This window comes from Streptomyces sp. NPDC006552 (assembly GCF_040611655.1).
GTDB lineage: Bacteria > Actinomycetota > Actinomycetes > Streptomycetales > Streptomycetaceae > Streptomyces.
This window is the reverse complement of sequence record NZ_JBEXOS010000002.1, coordinates 89,513-107,707: the sequence shown is the minus strand read 5'-3', so window position 1 is coordinate 107,707 and position 18,195 is coordinate 89,513. Positions and strand designations below refer to the sequence as shown.

19 protein-coding genes and 1 tRNA gene are annotated in these 18,195 nt (G+C 71.9%); 13 read left to right on the top strand and 7 right to left on the bottom strand.

Annotated elements, in window-relative coordinates; translation table 11 throughout:
- Positions 1–34: 34 nt before the first annotated feature.
- The 3 genes from ABZY33_RS01765 to ABZY33_RS01755 all read left to right on the top strand — a co-directional run bounded on the left by ABZY33_RS01765 (position 35) and on the right by ABZY33_RS01755 (position 2,101).
- Positions 35–1,036 carry a metallophosphoesterase gene (locus ABZY33_RS01765; protein ID WP_356489445.1) on the top strand — a complete coding sequence of 334 codons (1,002 nt, stop codon included), beginning with the start codon at positions 35–37 and terminating at the stop codon, positions 1,034–1,036.
- A 186-nt stretch (positions 1,037–1,222) separates the two neighbouring features.
- Positions 1,223–1,981 carry a Pr6Pr family membrane protein gene (locus ABZY33_RS01760; protein WP_356489444.1) on the top strand — a complete coding sequence of 253 codons (759 nt, stop codon included), beginning with the start codon at positions 1,223–1,225 and terminating at the stop codon, positions 1,979–1,981.
- A 46-nt stretch (positions 1,982–2,027) separates the two neighbouring features.
- Positions 2,028–2,101, top strand: a tRNA-Pro gene (locus ABZY33_RS01755).
- A 270-nt stretch (positions 2,102–2,371) separates the two neighbouring features.
- Here ABZY33_RS01755 and ABZY33_RS01750 read toward each other — a convergent pair.
- The 6 genes from ABZY33_RS01750 to ABZY33_RS01725 all read right to left on the bottom strand — a co-directional run bounded on the left by ABZY33_RS01750 (position 2,372) and on the right by ABZY33_RS01725 (position 6,449).
- Positions 2,372–3,487 (bottom strand): hypothetical protein, encoded by a 1,116-nt coding sequence (locus tag ABZY33_RS01750; RefSeq protein WP_356489443.1) that lies wholly within the window; start codon positions 3,485–3,487, stop codon positions 2,372–2,374.
- Entirely contained in the window at positions 3,484–3,792 is a 309-nt protein-coding gene (locus ABZY33_RS01745; protein WP_356489442.1) for a helix-turn-helix domain-containing protein, read from the bottom strand. Before ABZY33_RS01745 ends, ABZY33_RS01750 begins: the two co-directional genes overlap by 4 nt.
- Positions 3,789–4,535 (bottom strand): hypothetical protein, encoded by a 747-nt coding sequence (locus ABZY33_RS01740; protein ID WP_356489441.1) that lies wholly within the window; start codon positions 4,533–4,535, stop codon positions 3,789–3,791. The genes ABZY33_RS01745 and ABZY33_RS01740 overlap by 4 nt, the downstream gene beginning before the upstream one ends.
- Positions 4,526–4,813, bottom strand: a complete 288-nt coding sequence (locus ABZY33_RS01735) for a hypothetical protein (RefSeq protein WP_356489440.1) — start codon at positions 4,811–4,813, stop codon at positions 4,526–4,528. Before ABZY33_RS01735 ends, ABZY33_RS01740 begins: the two co-directional genes overlap by 10 nt.
- Positions 4,810–5,601 (bottom strand): hypothetical protein, encoded by a 792-nt coding sequence (locus tag ABZY33_RS01730; RefSeq protein ID WP_356489439.1) that lies wholly within the window; start codon positions 5,599–5,601, stop codon positions 4,810–4,812. Before ABZY33_RS01730 ends, ABZY33_RS01735 begins: the two co-directional genes overlap by 4 nt.
- A 113-nt stretch (positions 5,602–5,714) precedes the next feature.
- Positions 5,715–6,449 (bottom strand): Crp/Fnr family transcriptional regulator, encoded by a 735-nt coding sequence (locus ABZY33_RS01725; RefSeq protein ID WP_356489438.1) that lies wholly within the window; start codon positions 6,447–6,449, stop codon positions 5,715–5,717.
- Positions 6,450–6,693: 244 nt separating this feature from the next.
- On the opposite strand from ABZY33_RS01725, the gene ABZY33_RS01720 reads away from it, so the two are divergent.
- The 7 genes from ABZY33_RS01720 (at position 6,694) to ABZY33_RS01690 (ending at position 12,121) form a co-directional block, all read left to right on the top strand.
- On the top strand, positions 6,694–6,942 hold the full coding sequence (locus ABZY33_RS01720) for a type II toxin-antitoxin system CcdA family antitoxin (protein ID WP_356489437.1): 249 nt from the start codon (positions 6,694–6,696) through the stop codon (positions 6,940–6,942).
- Positions 6,939–7,340 (top strand): DNA-binding protein, encoded by a 402-nt coding sequence (locus ABZY33_RS01715; RefSeq protein WP_356489436.1) that lies wholly within the window; start codon positions 6,939–6,941, stop codon positions 7,338–7,340. The genes ABZY33_RS01720 and ABZY33_RS01715 overlap by 4 nt, the downstream gene beginning before the upstream one ends.
- Positions 7,341–7,542: 202 nt before the next feature.
- Complete coding sequence (locus ABZY33_RS01710; protein WP_356489435.1) at positions 7,543–7,914, top strand: hypothetical protein; 372 nt, start codon at positions 7,543–7,545, stop codon at positions 7,912–7,914.
- A 426-nt stretch (positions 7,915–8,340) separates the two neighbouring features.
- Positions 8,341–8,922, top strand: coding sequence for a TMEM165/GDT1 family protein (locus tag ABZY33_RS01705; protein WP_356489434.1), 582 nt, complete (start codon positions 8,341–8,343; stop codon positions 8,920–8,922).
- Positions 8,923–9,003: 81 nt separating this feature from the next.
- The gene (locus tag ABZY33_RS01700) at positions 9,004–9,615 is read left to right on the top strand and encodes a TetR/AcrR family transcriptional regulator (protein ID WP_356489433.1); all 612 of its coding nucleotides are present in this window, start codon (positions 9,004–9,006) and stop codon (positions 9,613–9,615) included.
- On the top strand, positions 9,612–11,291 hold the full coding sequence (locus ABZY33_RS01695) for an FAD-binding dehydrogenase (RefSeq protein WP_356489432.1): 1,680 nt from the start codon (positions 9,612–9,614) through the stop codon (positions 11,289–11,291). Before ABZY33_RS01700 ends, ABZY33_RS01695 begins: the two co-directional genes overlap by 4 nt.
- Entirely contained in the window at positions 11,288–12,121 is an 834-nt protein-coding gene (locus ABZY33_RS01690) for an SDR family oxidoreductase (RefSeq protein WP_356489431.1), read from the top strand. The genes ABZY33_RS01695 and ABZY33_RS01690 overlap by 4 nt, the downstream gene beginning before the upstream one ends.
- 296 nt (positions 12,122–12,417) lie before the next feature.
- On the opposite strand, the gene ABZY33_RS01685 is transcribed toward ABZY33_RS01690, so the two are convergent.
- Positions 12,418–13,731, bottom strand: a complete 1,314-nt coding sequence (locus ABZY33_RS01685; RefSeq protein ID WP_356489430.1) for a M64 family metallopeptidase — start codon at positions 13,729–13,731, stop codon at positions 12,418–12,420.
- A gap of 135 nt (positions 13,732–13,866) precedes the next feature.
- Between ABZY33_RS01685 and ABZY33_RS01680 the strand changes: the two genes are divergently transcribed.
- The 3 genes from ABZY33_RS01680 to ABZY33_RS01670 all read left to right on the top strand — a co-directional run bounded on the left by ABZY33_RS01680 (position 13,867) and on the right by ABZY33_RS01670 (position 18,188).
- Complete coding sequence (locus ABZY33_RS01680; protein WP_356489429.1) at positions 13,867–15,213, top strand: helix-turn-helix transcriptional regulator; 1,347 nt, start codon at positions 13,867–13,869, stop codon at positions 15,211–15,213.
- Between the two features lie 322 nt (positions 15,214–15,535).
- A complete protein-coding gene (locus tag ABZY33_RS01675) occupies positions 15,536–17,359 on the top strand; it encodes a prolyl oligopeptidase family serine peptidase (RefSeq protein ID WP_356489428.1) in 1,824 nt (607 codons plus the stop codon).
- Positions 17,360–17,417: 58 nt separating this feature from the next.
- On the top strand, positions 17,418–18,188 hold the full coding sequence (locus tag ABZY33_RS01670; RefSeq protein ID WP_356489427.1) for an SURF1 family protein: 771 nt from the start codon (positions 17,418–17,420) through the stop codon (positions 18,186–18,188).
- Positions 18,189–18,195: the final 7 nt, after the last annotated feature.

Genomic DNA, 18,195 nt, shown 5'->3' with positions numbered 1-18,195 from the left:
TCCGGGGACCGGCGGGTCTGACACGATGGGCCACATGCGCGTGCGATACGAAGCTCCCCTCCAGGCTTCCTCGAAGACGTCCCAGCTGCTGAAGACCTCCCTGAAGACCTCTCTGAAGGTGACGGCGGGCGTCGCGGCCGTCGGCGCCGCCGGAGTCGCCTACGCGGCCGGCTTCGAAGCCCGCTCCTTCCGGCTGCGCCGGGTGACGGTCCCCGTCCTGCCGCAGGGCATGCGCCCGTTGCGCGTCCTCCAGGTCTCCGACATCCACATGGTCGGGGACCAGCGCAAGAAGCAGCGCTGGCTGCGTTCGCTGGCCGGGCTGCGGCCCGACTTCGTCATCAACACGGGCGACAACCTCTCGGACCCCGAGGCCGTCCCGGAGGTCCTGGACGCGCTCGGCCCGCTGATGGAGTTCCCGGGCGCGTACGTCTTCGGCTCGAACGACTACTACGGGCCCCGGTTCCTCAACCCCGCCCGCTACTTGGTGAACAAGACCCGCGGCAAGCACGGCCTGAACGGCAACGCGCCCGCCGTCGGCGTCGTCCACAACCCGTGGGAGGGGCTGCGCGACGGGTTCGACGAGGCGGGCTGGCTGAACCTCACCAACACGCGGGGCGTGCTGAAGGTGGCCGGCACCGAGATCGGCCTGACGGGCCTGGACGACCCGCACATCAAGCGCGACCGTTACGCGGAGGTGGCCGGCGGCCCGCTGAGCGGCCCCGACTTCTCCCTCGGCGTGGTCCACGCGCCGTACCTGCGGGTGCTCGACGCGTTCACGGCGGACGGCTACCCGCTGGTCCTCGCCGGTCACACGCACGGCGGCCAGCTCTGCATCCCCTTCTACGGCGCCCTCGTCACCAACTGCGACCTGGACACCGACCGGGTGAAGGGCCTGTCCCGGCACACTGCTGAGGGCAACACGTCGTACCTCCACGTCTCGGCCGGCTGCGGCACCAACCGCTACACCCCGGTCCGCTTCGCGTGCCCACCGGAGGCGTCCCTGTTGACGCTGACGGCGGCGCCGCGGGGGCGATGATCCGGGGGGGTTTCGGGTTGGGGGGAGCCCGGGTTCACCGCCCCTGACAGGTGCGGGGCCGGGGCGCCGGCCGGGTCGCTGAGCCCTTACGCGCGAGGCCGCCTTGCCGCGGCGCCGCTTCCGCTCGCTCAGCGGGGCCCTCGTGCCCCTTCACCTGTGCGGCTGTCCGCCCCCTACGGTGGACGGATGATCGGCCCCAGCTCATCCCGTGCCGCCGGTGGCTCCTCAGTACCGGCGGAGGCAGTCGTCCCCCGGCGCCGCCGCCCCCTGGCCGCCGCGTTCCGCGCGCTCATCGCGCTGGCGGCGCTGACCGGCACCGTCATCGACCTGTGGATCAGCGACAGCGCACTGCGTGTCCTGAGCTACTTCACGATCCAGTCGAACATCCTGCTCGCGGTCGTCCTGGCCCTCGGAGCCCGGCGCGCCTGGCGGGCCCGCCGCCCCCTCCCCGCCGTGGTGACCGGCGGTGTCCTGCTCTTCATCTGCATCACCGGCCTCGTCTACCACGTCATCCTGGCCAACGACTCCAGCGGCTTCTCCATGACGGACGACCCCGACCACGCGATGACCGGGGCGCGCCAGGTCTCGAACCAGCTCCTGCACACGGTCACCCCGATCGGCGCCGTCCTGGACTGGCTCCTGCTGACCCGCCCGGGCGCCCTGCGCCTGCGCCACGCGGGCCTCTGGCTCACCTATCCCCTGGCCTACTTCGGTTTCGCGCTGATCCGCGGCGCGCTCATGAGCCCGGGCACGCCGGCGCGCTACCCGTACCCGTTCCTGGACGTCGACGCCCACGGCTACGCGGGCGTCCTGGGCAACGCCGCGATCTTCGGCCTGGCCTTCTACATCCTGGCCCTGCTCCTGGTCACGGCGGACCGCTTCCGCCCCGAGGTCCGGGGCCGCGAAAACCGGATTTCGTCTCAGGCCGCCGGTCCGCTAAAGTAATCGATGTCGCCGCGACCAGCAGCAGCGGGAAGCGGAGCAACGACATCGGGGTGTAGCGCAGCTTGGCAGCGCGCTTCGTTCGGGACGAAGAGGTCGTGGGTTCAAATCCCGCCACCCCGACAGCCAAAACAGCAGGTGAGGGACCTACTCTTGAGAGTAGGTCCCTCACCTGCTTCTGTGTGTCTACGGCTGCAGGGCAGCGGCCGTGGAACCCTGGATCACCCGAGCTCCCCGAGCTCAGAGCCCCAGTTTCGATGCTCGTCACCCGCTCCACACTAGAGCCCAGGTCGGAGAACCGGGGCCTTTCGGTGGCGGGCCTGCTCGCGGTCCGGCGAGATTGCCTCGCCTGTTTCAGCCGGTGGACCACGGTGGAACCCGGGGTGGCCTCGGTCAGATCAAGGCGCGGGCCCTGCGCTCCCAGTTCGCGATCCGGGTCATCACGCCACTGACCTGCTTGAGCGCGACCGTGAGGTCCCGGCCCGGCGCCCGCAGGTCCCGGCTCATCTTTACCAGCCACCGCATGCCGACCTCGACCTCGCCGAGCACGCCGACCACTTCCTGGGTGGACTCGGCAGTGCTGATCATCTGCTCTAGGAAACCGGTCGGTGAACCGGCGCGCTGCTCCGGTGGCATCGCCTCGATGACGTCGAACGCAGACTGCACCGCCGCGTCCATCTCGACCATCTGCCCGGCGAAACGGGTGCAGGCTTCCCGGAGACCGGAGGCCGGCTCGGCCATCGACCTGGCCAATTCGGTCATCACAGGCAGCCAGGCGCTCATCGGCGTCCCCGGCTGGGCAGCCCGCTCCATCACGGGCCCGATCTGCTGGGTGACTTCAGCGATCACCGTCATGAACCCGGCGATCGCCTCCGTAGTCTCACCGACCGCCTCCGTCTGCGCCTCCACCCGGGCGAACCGTTCGAGGAGACCGAGGGCCTCCGGGTCGTCCGGATCCGGCTCGACCACAGCTTCCGGCGGAGGCACCGTCGGCAGCCCGAACAGGATCCGGGCCGGGGTCAGCGGCTCGAACCGGTTGTCCAGGGCGCCCTTCAGTGCGGTCTCCAGATCACGCCGTGCTTTGACCAGACCACTTCGGCTGCGCTTGAACATGATCGTCCGAATCAGCGAGAGGTCGAACGGCAGCTGCCCGTGCTCGCCGAGGTGGATAATCGCTTTGCCCGTCAGGTGCCGGATCCCGAGCTCGTAGGTGACATTCGCATTGCCTCCCGTGAGGTCGGCGATCACGATGTCGTCCTGCAGCACGTGGCGGCAGATCTGCTCGTTGATCTCACCCGTGTCGGCGATTCCGTCCGCCCGGACCGGGACGATGCCGTGCCTGGCGCAGGCGGGCAGGATCACCTTCTCGTAGATCTCCAGGTTCTCCTCGTACGCCTGAAGTTCCGGACTCCCGTCCGGGGCGTGCTCGTTGCCGATGGGCGCGATGACGAAGCAGGTCGTCATCGGCGGATCCTCGGGCTTCGGCTCGGTGACGGCCACGATGCTCATGTGTAGTCCTCCGTTGCGAACTCCGTTGCGGGACGGCGCTGTTCCTGGAAGTCGGCTCCGGCGGTCAGATCGGCCGGGTAGACGGGGCGTTCCTCAATCCCGAGCGCACGGAGCAGGTCGGCGGTGGGGATCCGGTACTGCCACCCAAGGCGTAGGAACCGGCAGGGGAAAGTGCCCTCGTGAATGAGCTTGTACGCGGTGGCGGAGCAGAGTCCGAGCGCCTGGGCGGCGGTGCGCAGGTCTACGACCAGCGGCAGGTCGAACGCCTCGGCGAACGACAGCCAGGTCCTGGAACGCGGGGTCACCGTCGCCCTCCTGCGGGGCGCAGCGACAGGGTGCCGATGCGGTCGCCCCCGCTCGGGCGTCGCGCCCGGTGCACTATCTCTTCGAGACCCAAGTGGCCCGCCAGCTCGCCCAGTCGGAAGCTCTCCAGCCGGTCCGGCGCGACGCTGAACCGCACGGTCGCTGACAATCCGTCGGGTCGGGCGGGCGGTGACACCCGCAGCTCCCAGCCGTCGTGCCATTCGCCGACCGGCGACTCCGCAGGGGACTCCACGGAGAGGTGAGCGGCGGCCAGCGCTCCGATGTCCGCCACCGGCCGCTCTCGAGTCCGTGCCCGGGCGAATGCCCAGACCCGGTTGATGGCGGGTCGTAACAGTGCGCGGCCCACCTCATGGGTCTGCGGGTCCACGTCCGCCAGTACGGTCAGGAGGATGAGAAGTGACTCGGCTTCGAGCTCCCGCCGGTCGATCGGCCACCGGATCGCGATGCGGTGGAGGGTGCGCCGCATGGCGGGCAGGGCCAGCCAGAGAGTCAGCAGCCGTTCGGATCCGGCCGCGCCGGTGTCACGGCGCGCCGCGTCGACGGCCTCGCGCCAGATCGTTTCGCGAAGCCGCGGATCCGCCGGCCTGGCGTACAGTGCCCGCCTGGCGGTCAGGGCGGAGACCCGGGTCGGTCCCTCGGCCGTCATGACCGGGAAGGGCAGTTCAGAGAGCCGGAATCGGTGCTCCAGCACATCGAACATCCGGTTGTAGGGGATCAGTCCCATGGCGAACCTTCCGAATCGTCACCCATGCTGTCCACGATGCGTGAGCAGGCCCGGGCAATCCGGTGCAACTCCTCGCGCAGCGTCTCGTAGGAGACCGGCGAGAAGCCGGCCGTGTACCGCGGCGTGTTCGCGGCGGAGCGGTGGTCACAGGCGGCGGCGTAGTAGTGAACGTCGCCGGTCCGGCCCTGGACGGAGAGGCCCCGGGTGTCCTGCTGGCGGTTGCCGCCTGCCGCGTTCCTGCATGAGGCGCAGCCTCCGGCGACCGGGACGTCGTTCATCGGCCTGCCTCGCCGGGCACCGCCCCGTGGACGACGGACCCGTGAATCACACCCTGGACGGCGGTGCCGTGGACGCCATGCTGGATGAAGCTCGGCCGTTCCACGTCCGCTGCCCGCGCCGGGGGTCGCGGTCCGCCCTCCGGCTTGTCCCGCCAGGCCTTCCCCGCATCCCGTGGGTCCACGCCGGGCAACCGCACCCAGCCGTAGCCGGCGAACCCCTTCTGCTCGACATGGATAGGGCGGTACTGCTCCGGGTCGTGTCCGTGGGACCGCAAGCGCACCACGTCCTGGTAGAGCCGGTCGGAGATCACCACGACCAGGTTCGCGGATGTGACAGCCGCCAAGACCCGCTTCACCTCGGGTGCGTCCAGGTAGCGCGCCACAGCGATCGGGGCGGGGCCGGAGAAGCCGAGAGCGGCGGTGGCGGCCACGCCGGTATCGATGGCCAGCCGAAGCCGTATCCGCCCCGCGGGTCTGCGGGTGGCGTTGTAGCCGCCGAGCTCGGCCGCGAGGTGGGTGACGTACTTACCCAGCACCACCTGCTCGGACGTGCCAGCCGGAAGGACCGCGAACTCCATGTCGCCCTGCGGCTGGACGGACCACGTGCCGTGGTCCAGCCCGCTGCGTTCGGCTGCCGCCCTCAGCACCCGGGAGAGCTGGGCCTGTGCGGTCCGCTGGCCCGGGGTGTCGAAGCGGCTGTACTGCTCGATGTCCGCCGCCAGGCAGAGGCGGCGGTAGTCATCCGGCCTGGGCTTGTCCCCTGACCGGACGGTCGGCTGCGACGTCATGTGAACCATCACCTGCTCGATGAGTTCGGATAGTCGGTGTGCTGGTCGCAACTGTGTTGCCGACGCACTGAACTCTGCGGAGACGCCGCAAAAATGCGGGATGCCGGTTCCTGTCAGCGGCCGATCGGCGGCAGGAGGCCAATCGCCCGGAGGCGGCCCGGCTCGAGGATCGCCATCTCGCGGTTCCTGGTCCGCACGATCCCTGCGTCGCGGAGCCCCGCCAGCGCGAGCTGCACCGCCCTATCACGTGCTCCGATGAGCGTGGCGAGTTCGGTCTGCGTGAGTTCGACGCAGATCAGCGTGTGCGAGCCGATGGGCTCCCCGTGATTCTCGGCGAGTTCGGCGAGCACCCGGGCGAGCCGTACACGAACCGGGAACTCGCCGAACACGATGCGCCAGGAATTAGCGCTTTGCAGGCGGCGGTTACTGAGTCGCATGATGTGAAGGGTGATCTCGGGATACTTGCCGAGAAAATCCTGCACCGCTCGGCGTTGGATGACGTGTACGTCGATGTCCTCACCCGCCGTCACCGTGGCCGACCTGGGCGCGCCGTCGATCACGGCCATCTCCCCGACCACGTCTCCGCCGGCCCGGATGGCGATCAGGGCTTCATGCCCGTTGCTGCGCTTCCTGGTGACCTTGACGTAGCCGGTCACGAGGAGCATCAGGCAATCGCCCGGTGCCCCTTCCACGAGGATCTTCGCTCCGGGCGGATACTGCCGTGGGGACCCGATACTCAACAGTTCTTCCTTGGCCTCTTCCGACAGGCTGCCGAGGAAGTGGCCGGGCTGCCGCTCGGTGACGCCATACGTACCGCGCTGTGCTGCCCGCTGGGTCGCGCGCTCCATACCCCACCTCGTGGTCGATTCCAGATGCCTTCCTGACCAGGGAATCAGGCCTGGATTCGAGCGGTAAGAGCGTGCGAGGAGCAATAGATGTGGTGCGTGTGCAGGGTGCGGCGCGTCGGGGCGAAAGCCCCTTACGGTCTCCCCACGTGTTTGTGCGGGGGCGGCATCGGGCATCGGCGCGTGCCCTCACAAGGGACCGTGGCACCGCACGGCGACACCTCGCATACTCCAGTATGCTTGCATCATGTCCTCAGCGACTCGCATCACCGTCACGCTCCCCAGCGAGCAGGTGGCGGAACTCCGTAAGCTCACGGACAACGTCTCCGGTTACGTAGCCGAGGCCGTGGCCCGTCAGATCCGGCACCAGCTCCTGGGCGACGACCTCCGCCGTCACGAGGAGGAGCACGGGTCGTTCAGCGGCGAAGAGCTCGCCCAAGCCCACGCTAAGATCTTCGGCTCCGTCGACTTCTCTAAGGGCGCGGGCGCCGCGTGAGTGAGCGCGTCGAAACCGTCGTCCTGGACTCTGAGGGGCTCTCCGCCTGGGTCGCGCAGGACCGCAAGCTCCTCGCGATGCTGCGGATCTTCCACGACATGGGTGCAGACCTGGTCATCGGGGCCAACACCATCGTGGAGGTCACCCACTCCCGCACCGACATGCCCCGCCTGAACTGGACCCTGTCCCGCGTCAAGGTGGAGCCGGTCACTGAACAAACGGCGAAAGCGGCGGCGGAACTCCTCAAGGGCGCCGGACTGCACGGGCACAAGTACGCCATCGACGCCACGGTCGCCGAGGTCGCCCTGCGCCAGCCGAGACCCGTTGCGCTCCTGACCTCCGACAGCGACGACATGACCAAGCTCTGCGGAAGCCAAGTCCGCATCATCCCTCTCTGACCCGCCGACGGCACTCGCGCCAAATCGCTTGGGGCCGAAGGGGTAGGGCCGGCCGGAAGGCGGCGGGCGTGGGTCGCGTACACCGTTGGCGACGGCATGCCGGAAGACGGGGCGGCGGCAGCGGGTCGCCGGGGGCGAGTGTCCGGGAGACGGTGTCCTCGCCTTATTCACAGCGCGCCGCAGCCTGTGCTCAATACCGTGTATGGACTGGACTGCGCCTCTGAGCGCCCTAGCGGGCGCATTCGCCGGCATCATCGCTACGTTCGTCGTGGACCGGGATCGCTGGAAGCGGGGCCAACGAGCGGATGCGCAGACCGGTCTGCGCGAGGCCTCCGTGACCTACCTCGCTCACCTGGCCCGCTCGGCGGAGGGCATGCGTTTTGCTGCCGAAGCCGCACATGACACACCTGAAGACCGCAGGCGTGCGGTCCGTGTCGCCTTCACGGAGTCTGGCCTGTTCGAGCAACGGTTCGGTCTGACGATGCTTGCCCCGCCTCGCGTCGTCGCTCTGGGCGTCGAAGCGTTCCGCACCGTTCGGCTCTACGTGATCTGCTCGCGGACGGCGCCCACGTGACGGACGGCACCTTTCAGACCGCTCAGCACACCTACGACAAGGCCGTTCAGGCCACCGCCTCCGCCATGCGTCGAGAACTCGGCATTCCAGAGCTGCCCTTCGAACCCTGGCGACCAGCCACGACGCCCGCACCCGGCAGTGCCCCTGAGCACCGCTCCTCGGTCCATCAGGGCGTCCCCGCCCCCCACCAGGTACCCTGGACCCGCAAGCGAAGGGGAGTAGCCCCGCGAACCGGTCGTCGACACACTGGAGCCCCCGGGTTCCCGGTGGCCGGGCTCGGGCCGGTGACGGTTCGGGTGGGCGAGACCTTCGACCAGGCAGAACGACTGACGCGTAGGGCATACGTGTCATGGCTGCCGGGTCGAGTGGTCCTCTCCGCGCGGCGGGTGGGCGCGCCGGCCCGGCCCGTACAGAAAGCACCCGCTGATGCACCTCGACCCCCTGGCGATCCTCACCGCCTTCGGGCTGATCTTCCTCGCCGAGCTGCCGGACAAGACCATGTTCGCCTCGCTGGCCATGGGCACCCGGATGAAGCCGCTGTATGTGTGGTTCGGGACCTCCGCCGCCTTCATCGTGCACGTGGCCATCGCCGTCGGCGCCGGCTCGCTGCTCGGGCTGCTGCCCGACTGGATCGTGAAGGTCGTCTCGGCGCTGTTGTTCGCGTTCGGCGCCTTCATGCTGCTGCGCGGGGGCGGTGACGACGAGGACGACGAGGCGGGCGCGCGTACCGTGACCGGGTTCTGGCCCGTCTTCGGTACCGCCTTCATGGCCGTCTTCATCAGCGAGTGGGGCGATCTGACGCAGATCACCACCGCCAACCTCGCCGCCACCAACGGCACCTGGTCCACCGCCATCGGCTCCGCCGCCGCCCTGATGTCCGTCTCCGCGCTCGCGCTCGTCGCCGGGCGGTTCATCGCCAAGCGCGTGCCGCTGAAGACCGTGCAGCGGGTGGGTGGCGTGTGCATGCTGCTGCTCGCCGTGTGGACCCTGGTGGAGATCTTCGTCTGACCGGCCCCGCCGTGCGCCGCCCCGACCCCTTGTCGATACAGGAACGTATCGAATACGTTCCTGTATCCGATGGAGGGGGCGATGATGCCTGGCACCGTGACGACGCGGCGCGCCCGCACAAGGCAGCGGCTGCTCGACGCCGCGCTCGGGGTCTTCGCCGAGGTGGGGTTCGGGCGCTCCACCGTCGAGCAGGTCTGTGAGCGGGCCGGCTTCACCCGCGGCGCGTTCTACTCGAACTTCTCCTCCCTGGACGAGCTGTTCCTCGCCCTGTGGGAGGAGCGGTCGGCGCGGATGCTCGGCGAGGTGCGCACCGCGCTGGCCGGTATCGATCCGGCCGACCCCGGCTCCGCCGTGCGGGCCGCCATCGCCGCGGCCCCGGTGGACGACGCCTGGTACCGGATCACCGCCGAGTTCACCGCGCACGCCCTGCGCAATCCGGGGCTGCGGCGCGTGATGGCGGCCCGGGAGGTGGCGATCAGGGACGCCGTCCTGCCGGTCCTCGTCGCCGCCCTGGCGCGGCTCGGCCGCCGGGTCGACGACGAGAACGCCCTCGGCGACGCGCTCGTCGCCGTGCACGACGGGACCGCCGTACAGGTTCTGCTGCGACCGGACGACGCGGGCGCCCGGGCCCGTCGCGAGGCCCTGTTCCGGAACGTACTCGACGCCTACAGCACACCCATGGAGAGCGCATGAGCGACAGCGGTGGCACCGCGGACCGTGCCGATGTGATCGTCGTGGGGGGCGGGCTCGCCGGGCTCGTCGCCACCTACGAACTGACCCGCGCGGGCAAGCGCGTCGTCCTCGTCGACCAGGAGAACGAGGCCAACCTCGGCGGGCAGGCCTTCTGGTCGCTCGGCGGGCTCTTCCTCGTCGACAGCCCCGAGCAGCGCCGCATGGGCATCAAGGACAGCTACGAGCTGGCGCTCGCGGACTGGCTGGGCTCCGCCGGTTTCGACCGGGAGCGGGAGGACCGGTGGCCGCGCAAGTGGGCCGAGGCCTATGTGCGCTTCGCGGCCGGGGAGAAGCGCGCCTACCTGTACGGGCTCGGGCTGCGGGTCACGCCGAACGTCGGGTGGGCCGAGCGCGGCACCGGGACCGCGACCGGGCACGGCAACTCCGTGCCCCGCTTCCACCTCACGTGGGGGACGGGGCCCGAGGTCGTGCGCGTGTTCCGGGAGCCTGTCCTGGAGGCGGCCGCCCGGGGGCTTGTGACCTTCAAGTACCGGCACCGCGTGGACGAGTTGATCGTGGAGGGCGGGGCCGCGGTCGGGGTGCGCGGGGCGCTGCTCGAACCGTCCGACGCGGCGCGCGGCGTCGCCTCCTCGCGGGAGACCGCGGGCGACTTCGAACTGCGCGCGCAGGCCGTCGTCGTCACCTCGGGCGGCATCGGCGGCAACCACGATCTGGTCCGCGAGAACTGGCCGGTCGAGCGGATGGGACAGCCGCCCGCCTCGATGGTGACCGGGGTGCCCGCCTACGTCGACGGGCGGATGCTGGGGATCAGCGAGGGCGCGGGCGCGTCCCTGGTGAACCGGGACCGGATGTGGCACTACACGGAGGGCCTGAAGAACTGGGACCCGGTCTGGCCCGGCCACGGCATCCGGATCATCCCGGGCCCCTCCTCGCTGTGGCTGGACGCGACCGGCCGGCGGCTGCCCGCGCCGCTCTTCCCCGGGCACGACACGCTCGCCACGCTCAAGCACATCACCGCGACCGGGTACGACCACACGTGGTTCGTGCTGACCCGGGCCGTCGTGGAGAAGGAGTTCGCGCTCTCCGGCTCCGAGCAGAACCCCGACCTCACCGGCAAGGACCTGAAGCTGGTGCTCCAGCGGGTGAAGAAGGGGGCGCCCGGACCCGTCCAGGCGTTCCTGGAGCGCGGCGAGGACTTCGTCGTACGGCGCAGCCTGAAGGATCTCGTCGCCGGGATGAACGCGCTGACGCCCGAGACGCCGGTCGCGTACGAGCAGGTGGAACGGGAGATCACCGCCCGGGACCGGGAGGCGGAGCACGGCTACGGCAAGGACCTCCAGCTGATGGCGGTCCGCAACGCCCGCGCCTACTGGCCCGACCGGATCACCCGGGTCGCCAAGCCGCACCGGCTGCTCGACCCGGCGCAGGGGCCGCTGATCGCCGTACGGCTGCACGTGCTGACCCGCAAGACGCTGGGCGGCCTGGAGACCACGCTCGACTCGCAGGTCGTGCGGCCCGACGGCTCCGTCTTCGAGGGGCTGTACGCGGCCGGGGAGGTCGCCGGGTTCGGCGGCGGTGGCGTGCACGGGTACAACGCGCTGGAGGGGACCTTCCTCGGCGGCTGCATCTTCTCCGGCCGCGCGGCCGGGCGGGCGCTCGCCCGGAGCCTGGCGTGAGCGGGGCGCCGGCCGGCGGCGACGGCCGGGCCGGGGCGCGGGGGACGGCCCTGGTGACGGGGGCGTCCTCCGGGATCGGGGCGGCCGTCGCGGCGGCGCTGGTGCGGCGCGGCTACCGGGTGTACGGCACGAGCCGCGACCCACGGACGGTCGGCGCGCCGGTGCCGGGCGTCACCTACCTCGCCCTGGACCTGGCCGACGACGCGAGCATCGAGGCGTGCGCGGCCGCGGCGGGGGACGTGGACGTGCTGGTCAACAACGCGGGTGAATCGCAGAGCGGGCCGTTCGAGGAGCTGCCGATGGACGCGGTCCGGCGGCTGTTCCAGCTCAACGTCTTCGGGGCCGTGCGGCTCAGCCAGCTGGTGCTGCCCGGCATGCGGGAGCGGCGGCGCGGGCGGGTGGTCATGGTCGGCTCGATGCTGGCCAGCTTCCCGCTCGCCTACCGCTCGTCGTACGTCGCCTCGAAGGCCGCGGTCAAGGGGTTCGCGAGTGCGGCGCGGCGGGAGTACGCGCCGTACGGGGTCGGGGTGACGACGGTCGAGCCCGGCTCCATCGCCACCGGGATCAGTGCGCGCCGCACCCAGTACGTGCGGGATGGGTCGCCCTTCCGGAGGGAGTACGACACGATGCTCGCGGCTCTGAACGGCCATGAGGCGCGGGGGATCCCGGCGGAGAAGGTCGCGGCGAAGATCGTGGGCGTGGTCGAGGCGCGGCGGTTGCGGTCCTTCTATGCGGTGGGGAGCGGGGCGCCGGTGGTGTTCGCGGTGCGGCGGGTGGTGTCGCGGGGGGTGAGTGAGCGGATGGTGGCGCGGCGGCACGGGTTGGGGTGACGGGACCGCCCACGCGCCGTGGGTGGCCGTCGATCCGTCGGCGCGTGCCGGCCGGTGGGGCTACTCGCGCAGTTCCCCGCACCCCCGAAGCATGCGGCTCCGCCGCAGCTCCACAGGGCGCGTCCCACGCACCGCCCCTGAGATGGCGCACGCAGTGCGCATCTCAGGGGCGCGGGGAACCGCGCGAGAAGTCCCACCGAGGCCGCGGGCGAAGACGGTCGCACACGCAGTGTGCCTGTCATGGGCGCGGGGAACCGCGCGAGAAGCTCCGCGGCGGGACGGCCGAAGACTCAGTCCTAAGGGCGCGGGCCCTTGGCGCGGATGGTCCACGTGACACGGTCCGTCGCGGCGCGCCTGGCCGCCGGGTCGCGGAGCGCCACCGTGTGGTCGACGGCCGACGCCGTCACCCGGTGCGTGCCCTTGCGCAGCCCCAGGGACGCGGCCTTCAGGGCGTGCCGGCCCCGCGCGGCAGGCACCTCGACCCCGTCCACGGACCAGCGGATCCGCACATCGGCGAGCCCCTTCGGCAGGGGAGCCAGGTCGACGCGGAGCGTACCCGCGGAGGTGAGGAGGTCGGCGGCGCGGTAGAAGCCGGCGATCATCGCCTCCCGGCCGGGCAGGTTGAACGCCTCGGTGTCCAGGGAGCGCATGATCGAGTTCTGGGTCGGGCGGTAGATGCCGTACTCGTAGTAGCCGGCCCCCTCGTACGCGCCGACGGTGCCGCCCGACGGGTCGTCCTGGCCGAGCCAGCGGTACCACTTGGTCCGCGTGCTCTCCATACCGGCGGCGCTCTGCTTGGTGGTGTTCGGCTCGGCCGGTTCGGCGCCGGGGTAGGTGCCGTAGCCGTCATACTGGTACTCGTCCGCCAGCAGGCCGATGGAGTGGCCGAGTTCGTGGGCGCCGATGAGGTACGAGCGGTCGTTGTCGGAGGACATGGTGGCGATGCCGGTGTGCCCGGCCGTGGAGGTCAGTCCGCTGTAGCCGGCGCCGCCGTACTTGGTGGAGTTCGCGATGACGAAGACGATGTCGGAGGCGGGGGCCTGCCGGGCGTAGGTGTCGACCTTCTTCTCGTCGACGCAGAGCAACCGTTCGGTGTCGGAGCAGAAGAAGTAGCTGCTCACCGCGGTGTCCTTGACGTCGCCCTTGGCCGGGTCGCCGGAGACGCCCGACTGGTTCGACACGGCGTTCACCAGCCAGAAGTTGAACAGTCCGCGGTAGCTCTTGTAGGGCTCGACCGCGAAGATCGCGTCCAGTTTGGCCTGGGCGTCCTGTGCGAAGTCGCTCTGCTGGCCGGCGGTGTAGCCGTCGCCGATGACCACGAGGTCCAGGCGGCCGTCGGTGGGGCCGGTCTTCTGCAGGGCCGTGACGGCGGTGGCCGCGGGGGCCTGGGCCGGGGCCTGCTGCACGCGGCCGATCCGCGCGGGGACGGAGGCGGGCGCCGGGACGTGGCGTCCCTGGCCGTGCGCGTCCGGGAAGTACTCGACCGTCCTGGCGCCGGTCCGGCCGCCGTCACCGGCGGCGGCGTGGCTCGCCGTCCCCGCGGCGCCGAGCACGGCGGTCGCGAGGAGGCCCGCGGCGAGCGCGGTGACCAGAGGGGTGCGGACAGGCACGGGGACCTCGCAGTAAGTTGAGGGTTAAGCAGACTTAACTTGCCTTAACTGGTCGCTCAACCTAGGGGGTTGGCGGGAGCGGGGGCAAGAGGTGACACTCCAGGGACCTCCCGCGAAAGGCGGCACTCCCACGCCATGCCCGAAGAACCGCCCCCGTCCGTGGGCCGTCGCGTCCTGCGGCTGCGCACCGCGCGGGGCCTCACCCAGCGCCAGGTCGCCGAGCCCGCCTACACCCCGGCCTACATCTCCACCCTCGAAGCGGGCCGGGTCCGCCCCTCCGAGGCGGCGCTGCGGCACATCGCCGAGCGGCTCGGCGTCACGTACGAGGAGCTGGCCACCGGGCAGCCGGCCCACCTCGCGACCGGCGTGCGGCTGCGGCTGACCGAGGCCCAGCGCGCCCTCGCCACCGGCGCCGCCGACGAGGCCGCCGTGCTCTACCGGGCGCTGAGCGCGGAAGCCGCGGAGCACGGCCTCGGCGCGGAACACGCGGCGGCCGAACTGGGGCTCGGCGAGTGCGCCCTGGAGACCGGTGAACTGGCCCTGGCCCGCGCCCACTTCGACACTGCCGGCGCCCTGCTCGCCGAGGCGGGGGCGCCGCTGCCCCAGCGCGCTCCGGTGATCCGGGCCCGCGCGGTCGCCCACTACCTCTCCGGCTCGCTGCGCTACGCCTGCTACCTGCTGGAGTCCGCCCTGGACGAGCTGAACACCGGCGGCCTGCACGACCCGGACGCGCTGGTGCTGCTCTACACCGCCTCGATCGCCCCGTACATGGACATGGGCGCGCACGCGCGGGCCGCGCAGGCCGCCGAACTGGCGCTCGCGCTCGCCCCGCGCGTGGGCGACCCGGCGCTCGTCGCCCAGATGCACCGCTCGGTGGCCCGCACCCTGCTCGCCGAGGGCAAGGTGGCGCAGGCCGACGCCTCCCTGGCCAAGGCCGCGGAGCTCTACCAGCAGCTCCAGATCCGTACGGAGCTGGCGCACTGCCACTGGATGCGCGGCTATGTCCACGCCCAGGCGGGCCGGCTCACCGACGCCGAGAGCGAGCTGCGGACGGCGCGCGACATGCTCCGCGCCAAGCGGGCCGCCCTCTACACGCAGCAGGTCGAGGTCGAGCTGGCCGACGTGCTGCGCCGGCTCGGCCGCCCGCGGGAGGCGGCGGAGCTGCTGCGCTCCCTGCTCGGCGAGATCGGCCCGGAGCGCGGCGCGGTGCACGCGGCGGGCGCGCACCGGCTGCTCGGACTGATCGCGCAGGAGTCGGCGGCGGTCGAGGAGGCGGAGGAGCACTACGTCAGCGCGCTCAGCCTGCTGGAGCGGGCGGGCGCCGCGGGCGACCTGGCGGACCTGTGCCGGCTGCTCGGCGACCTGTACCGGCGCTCGGGCCGCATCGAGGCGGCGCTCGACACCTACCGCACGGGCCTCGGCCACCGCGCGGCGCCCGGCACGACGACCCTCGGACCGGCCCCGGCGCGCCCGCCGCTGTGACCCGCCCCCGACGATCGGCGTAGATATATGCGCCAGGTATTCCGGGCCGGGGCCGCCGGGCGTACATTCCTCACACCGTCGCCGCTCCGGGGCGTACGGATGAACCGCGTCGGCGCGGTTCATCCTCCCCTCCTCGCCCCGGCCCGGCCGGCGGACGGCAGGCACGCTCAGCGGGAGCACCTGCATGGCGGACCCGGCCACTCCCCCCGGAGGCACGGCCCCCGGCCGGGTCACGCCGCCCCCCTCTCCGGACCGGCCGGAGTCATCCACAGGCCGGGGGCCCTCTCGGCGGCGGTGCGGCCCGGGCGGGCACTATGGGGCCATGACTGAGAGCTTGCCGACCGCACCGTCCACGCCGCCCGTGCCGGACTGGGAGCAGCGTTTCCGCGCCCCGCGGGTCTCGCTGCCCGACTGGGCCGGGGACGCCCCGGACCGCTCCTTGTTCGTGTCGAACGCGACGGGGACGTACGAGCTGTACGCCTGGGACCGGGCCACGGGCGAGCGGCGCCAGGTGACGGACCGGGCCAACGGGACGACGGACGGGGTGCTCTCCCCCGACGGCGAGTGGATCTGGTGGTTCAGCGACACCGACGGGGACGAGTTCGGCGTGTGGCTGCGCCAGCCCTTCGCCGGCGGCCCGGACACCGAGGCGGTACCGGGGCTCGCGCCGTCCTATCCGGCGGGGCTCGCGCTCGGCCGCGACGGGCGCACCGCCGTGATCGGCCGCTCCACCGACGAGGACGGCACGACGATCCACGTCGTGGGGCCCGGGGGCGGCGCGCCCGCGGAGATCTACCGGCACCGCGAGTCGGCCGGCGTCGGTGACCTGAGCCACGACAGCACGCTCATCGCGATCGAGCACACCGAGCACGGCGACGCGATGCACTCGGCGCTGCGCGTGGTCCGCCTCGACGGGTCGGCCGTGGCCGAGCTGGACGACACGAAGGGCGGTCAGGAGGAGCTGGGCCTGGAGGTCCTCGGCTTCGCCCCGGTCGCCGGCGATGCCCGGCTGCTGATCGGACACCAGCGGCGCGGCCGCTGGGAGCCGCTGGTGTGGGACGTGACCACCGGCGAGCAGACCGATCTCGCCCTCGACCTGCCGGGCGACGTGTCGGCGCAGTGGTACCCGGACGGTTCGGCGCTGTTGGTCGTCCACGAGTTCGAGGCCCGCTCCGAGCTGTGGCGCTACGACCTCGTGTCGGGGGCGCTGACCCGGGTCGAGACCCCGGCCGGTTCGGTCTCGGGCGCCTCGGCCCGCCCGGACGGCAGCGTGGAGTTCCTCTGGTCCTCGGCCGAGCAGCCGCCCGCGGTCCGCTCCACCACGGGCGCCGTCGTCCTGGACCCGCCCGGCCCGAAGGCTCCGGCGTCCGTCCCGGTCGAGGACGCCTGGGTGGACGGCCCCGGCGGCCGCATCCACGCCCTGGTGCAGCGGCCGGCCGGGGCGAGCGGCCCGCTGCCCACGGTCTTCGAGATCCACGGCGGTCCGACCTGGCACGACGCGGACGCCTTCGCCGCGGGCCCGGCCGCCTGGGTCGACCACGGGTACGCGGTGGTGCGGGTGAACTACCGCGGTTCGACCGGGTACGGCCGGGAGTGGACCGACGCCCTCAAGCACCGCGTCGGCCTGATCGAGCTGGAGGACATCGCGGCGGTCCGCGCCTGGGCCGTGGAGTCGGGGCTCGCCGACCCCGCGCGGCTGGTGCTGGCCGGCGGCTCCTGGGGCGGCTACCTCACGCTCCTCGGCCTCGGGACGCAGCCCGGCGCGTGGGCGGTGGGCCTGGCGGCGGTACCGGTCGCGGACTACGTGACGGCGTACGAGGACGAGATGGAGGCCCTCAAGGCCCTGGACCGCACCCTCTTCGGCGGCTCGCCGGACGAGGTCCCCGACCGCTTCACGGTCTCCTCGCCGCTGACGTACGTGGACGACGTGCGGGCCCCGGTCTTCATCTCGGCGGGGGTGAACGACCCGCGCTGCCCGATCCGCCAGATCGACAACTACGTGGACCGGCTCGCCGCCCGGGACGCGCCGCACGAGGTGTACCGGTACGACGCGGGTCACGGCTCGCTCGTCGTGGAGGAGCGCATCAAGCAGGTCGGCCTCGAACTGGACTTCGCCGGCCGTCACTTGCCCGGCCCGCGGGGCTGAGAACCGCCCGGCGGGGGCCGCGGCGGGGCGCGGGGCACCGGACCCGTACCGTGTAGGTGTGTACCGGTTCCTGCTGACTCCCCGCTGGTGGGGGATCACGATCTTCGTCCTGCTCGCGGTCCCCGTCTGCGTCTTCATGGGCTCGTGGCAGCTCAGCCGCTTCGAGGACCGGGTGCAGGACCACCGCTCCGCGGGCGAGCGGACGACGGCGAACGAGAAGGCGGCCGCCGTGCCGCTCGCCTCGGTGCTGCCGGTGGACCAGAACACCTCCGGCAAGCGCACCACGGCGACCGGCCGCTACGGCAAGCAGTTCCTGGTGCCCGACCGCGACCTCGACCGGCGCACCGGCTTCTACGTCGTGACGCTCCTGAAGGTCGACGGCACCGGCAAGGCGCTGCCCGTGCTCCGCGGCTGGCTGCCCGGCGCGGCCTCCGCCGCGAAGGCGCCCGCCCCGCCCAAGGGCGAGGTCACCGTGGTCGGCGCGGTGCAGGCCTCGGAGTCCGCCGGGTCGGACGGCGTGAGCACCGCGGGCGGCCTGCCCGCGGGTCAGATCAGCATGATCAGCGCGGCGTCCCTGGTGAACGTGGTGCCCTACGACGTGTACGACGCGTGGGTCACGCTCGACCGGGCGGACGGGGCGATGACGCCGGTCCCGGCCGGCACCGCGCAGGGCAGCGGCCTGGACCTGAAGGCGTTCCAGAATCTCGGCTACACCGGCGAGTGGTTCGTCTTCGCGGGCTTCGTGCTCTTCATGTGGTTCCGGCTCGTCCGCCGCGAGGCCGAGGCTCTGCGCGACGCGGAGCTGGGACTCACCGAGGAGACGGCCTGACCGGGCG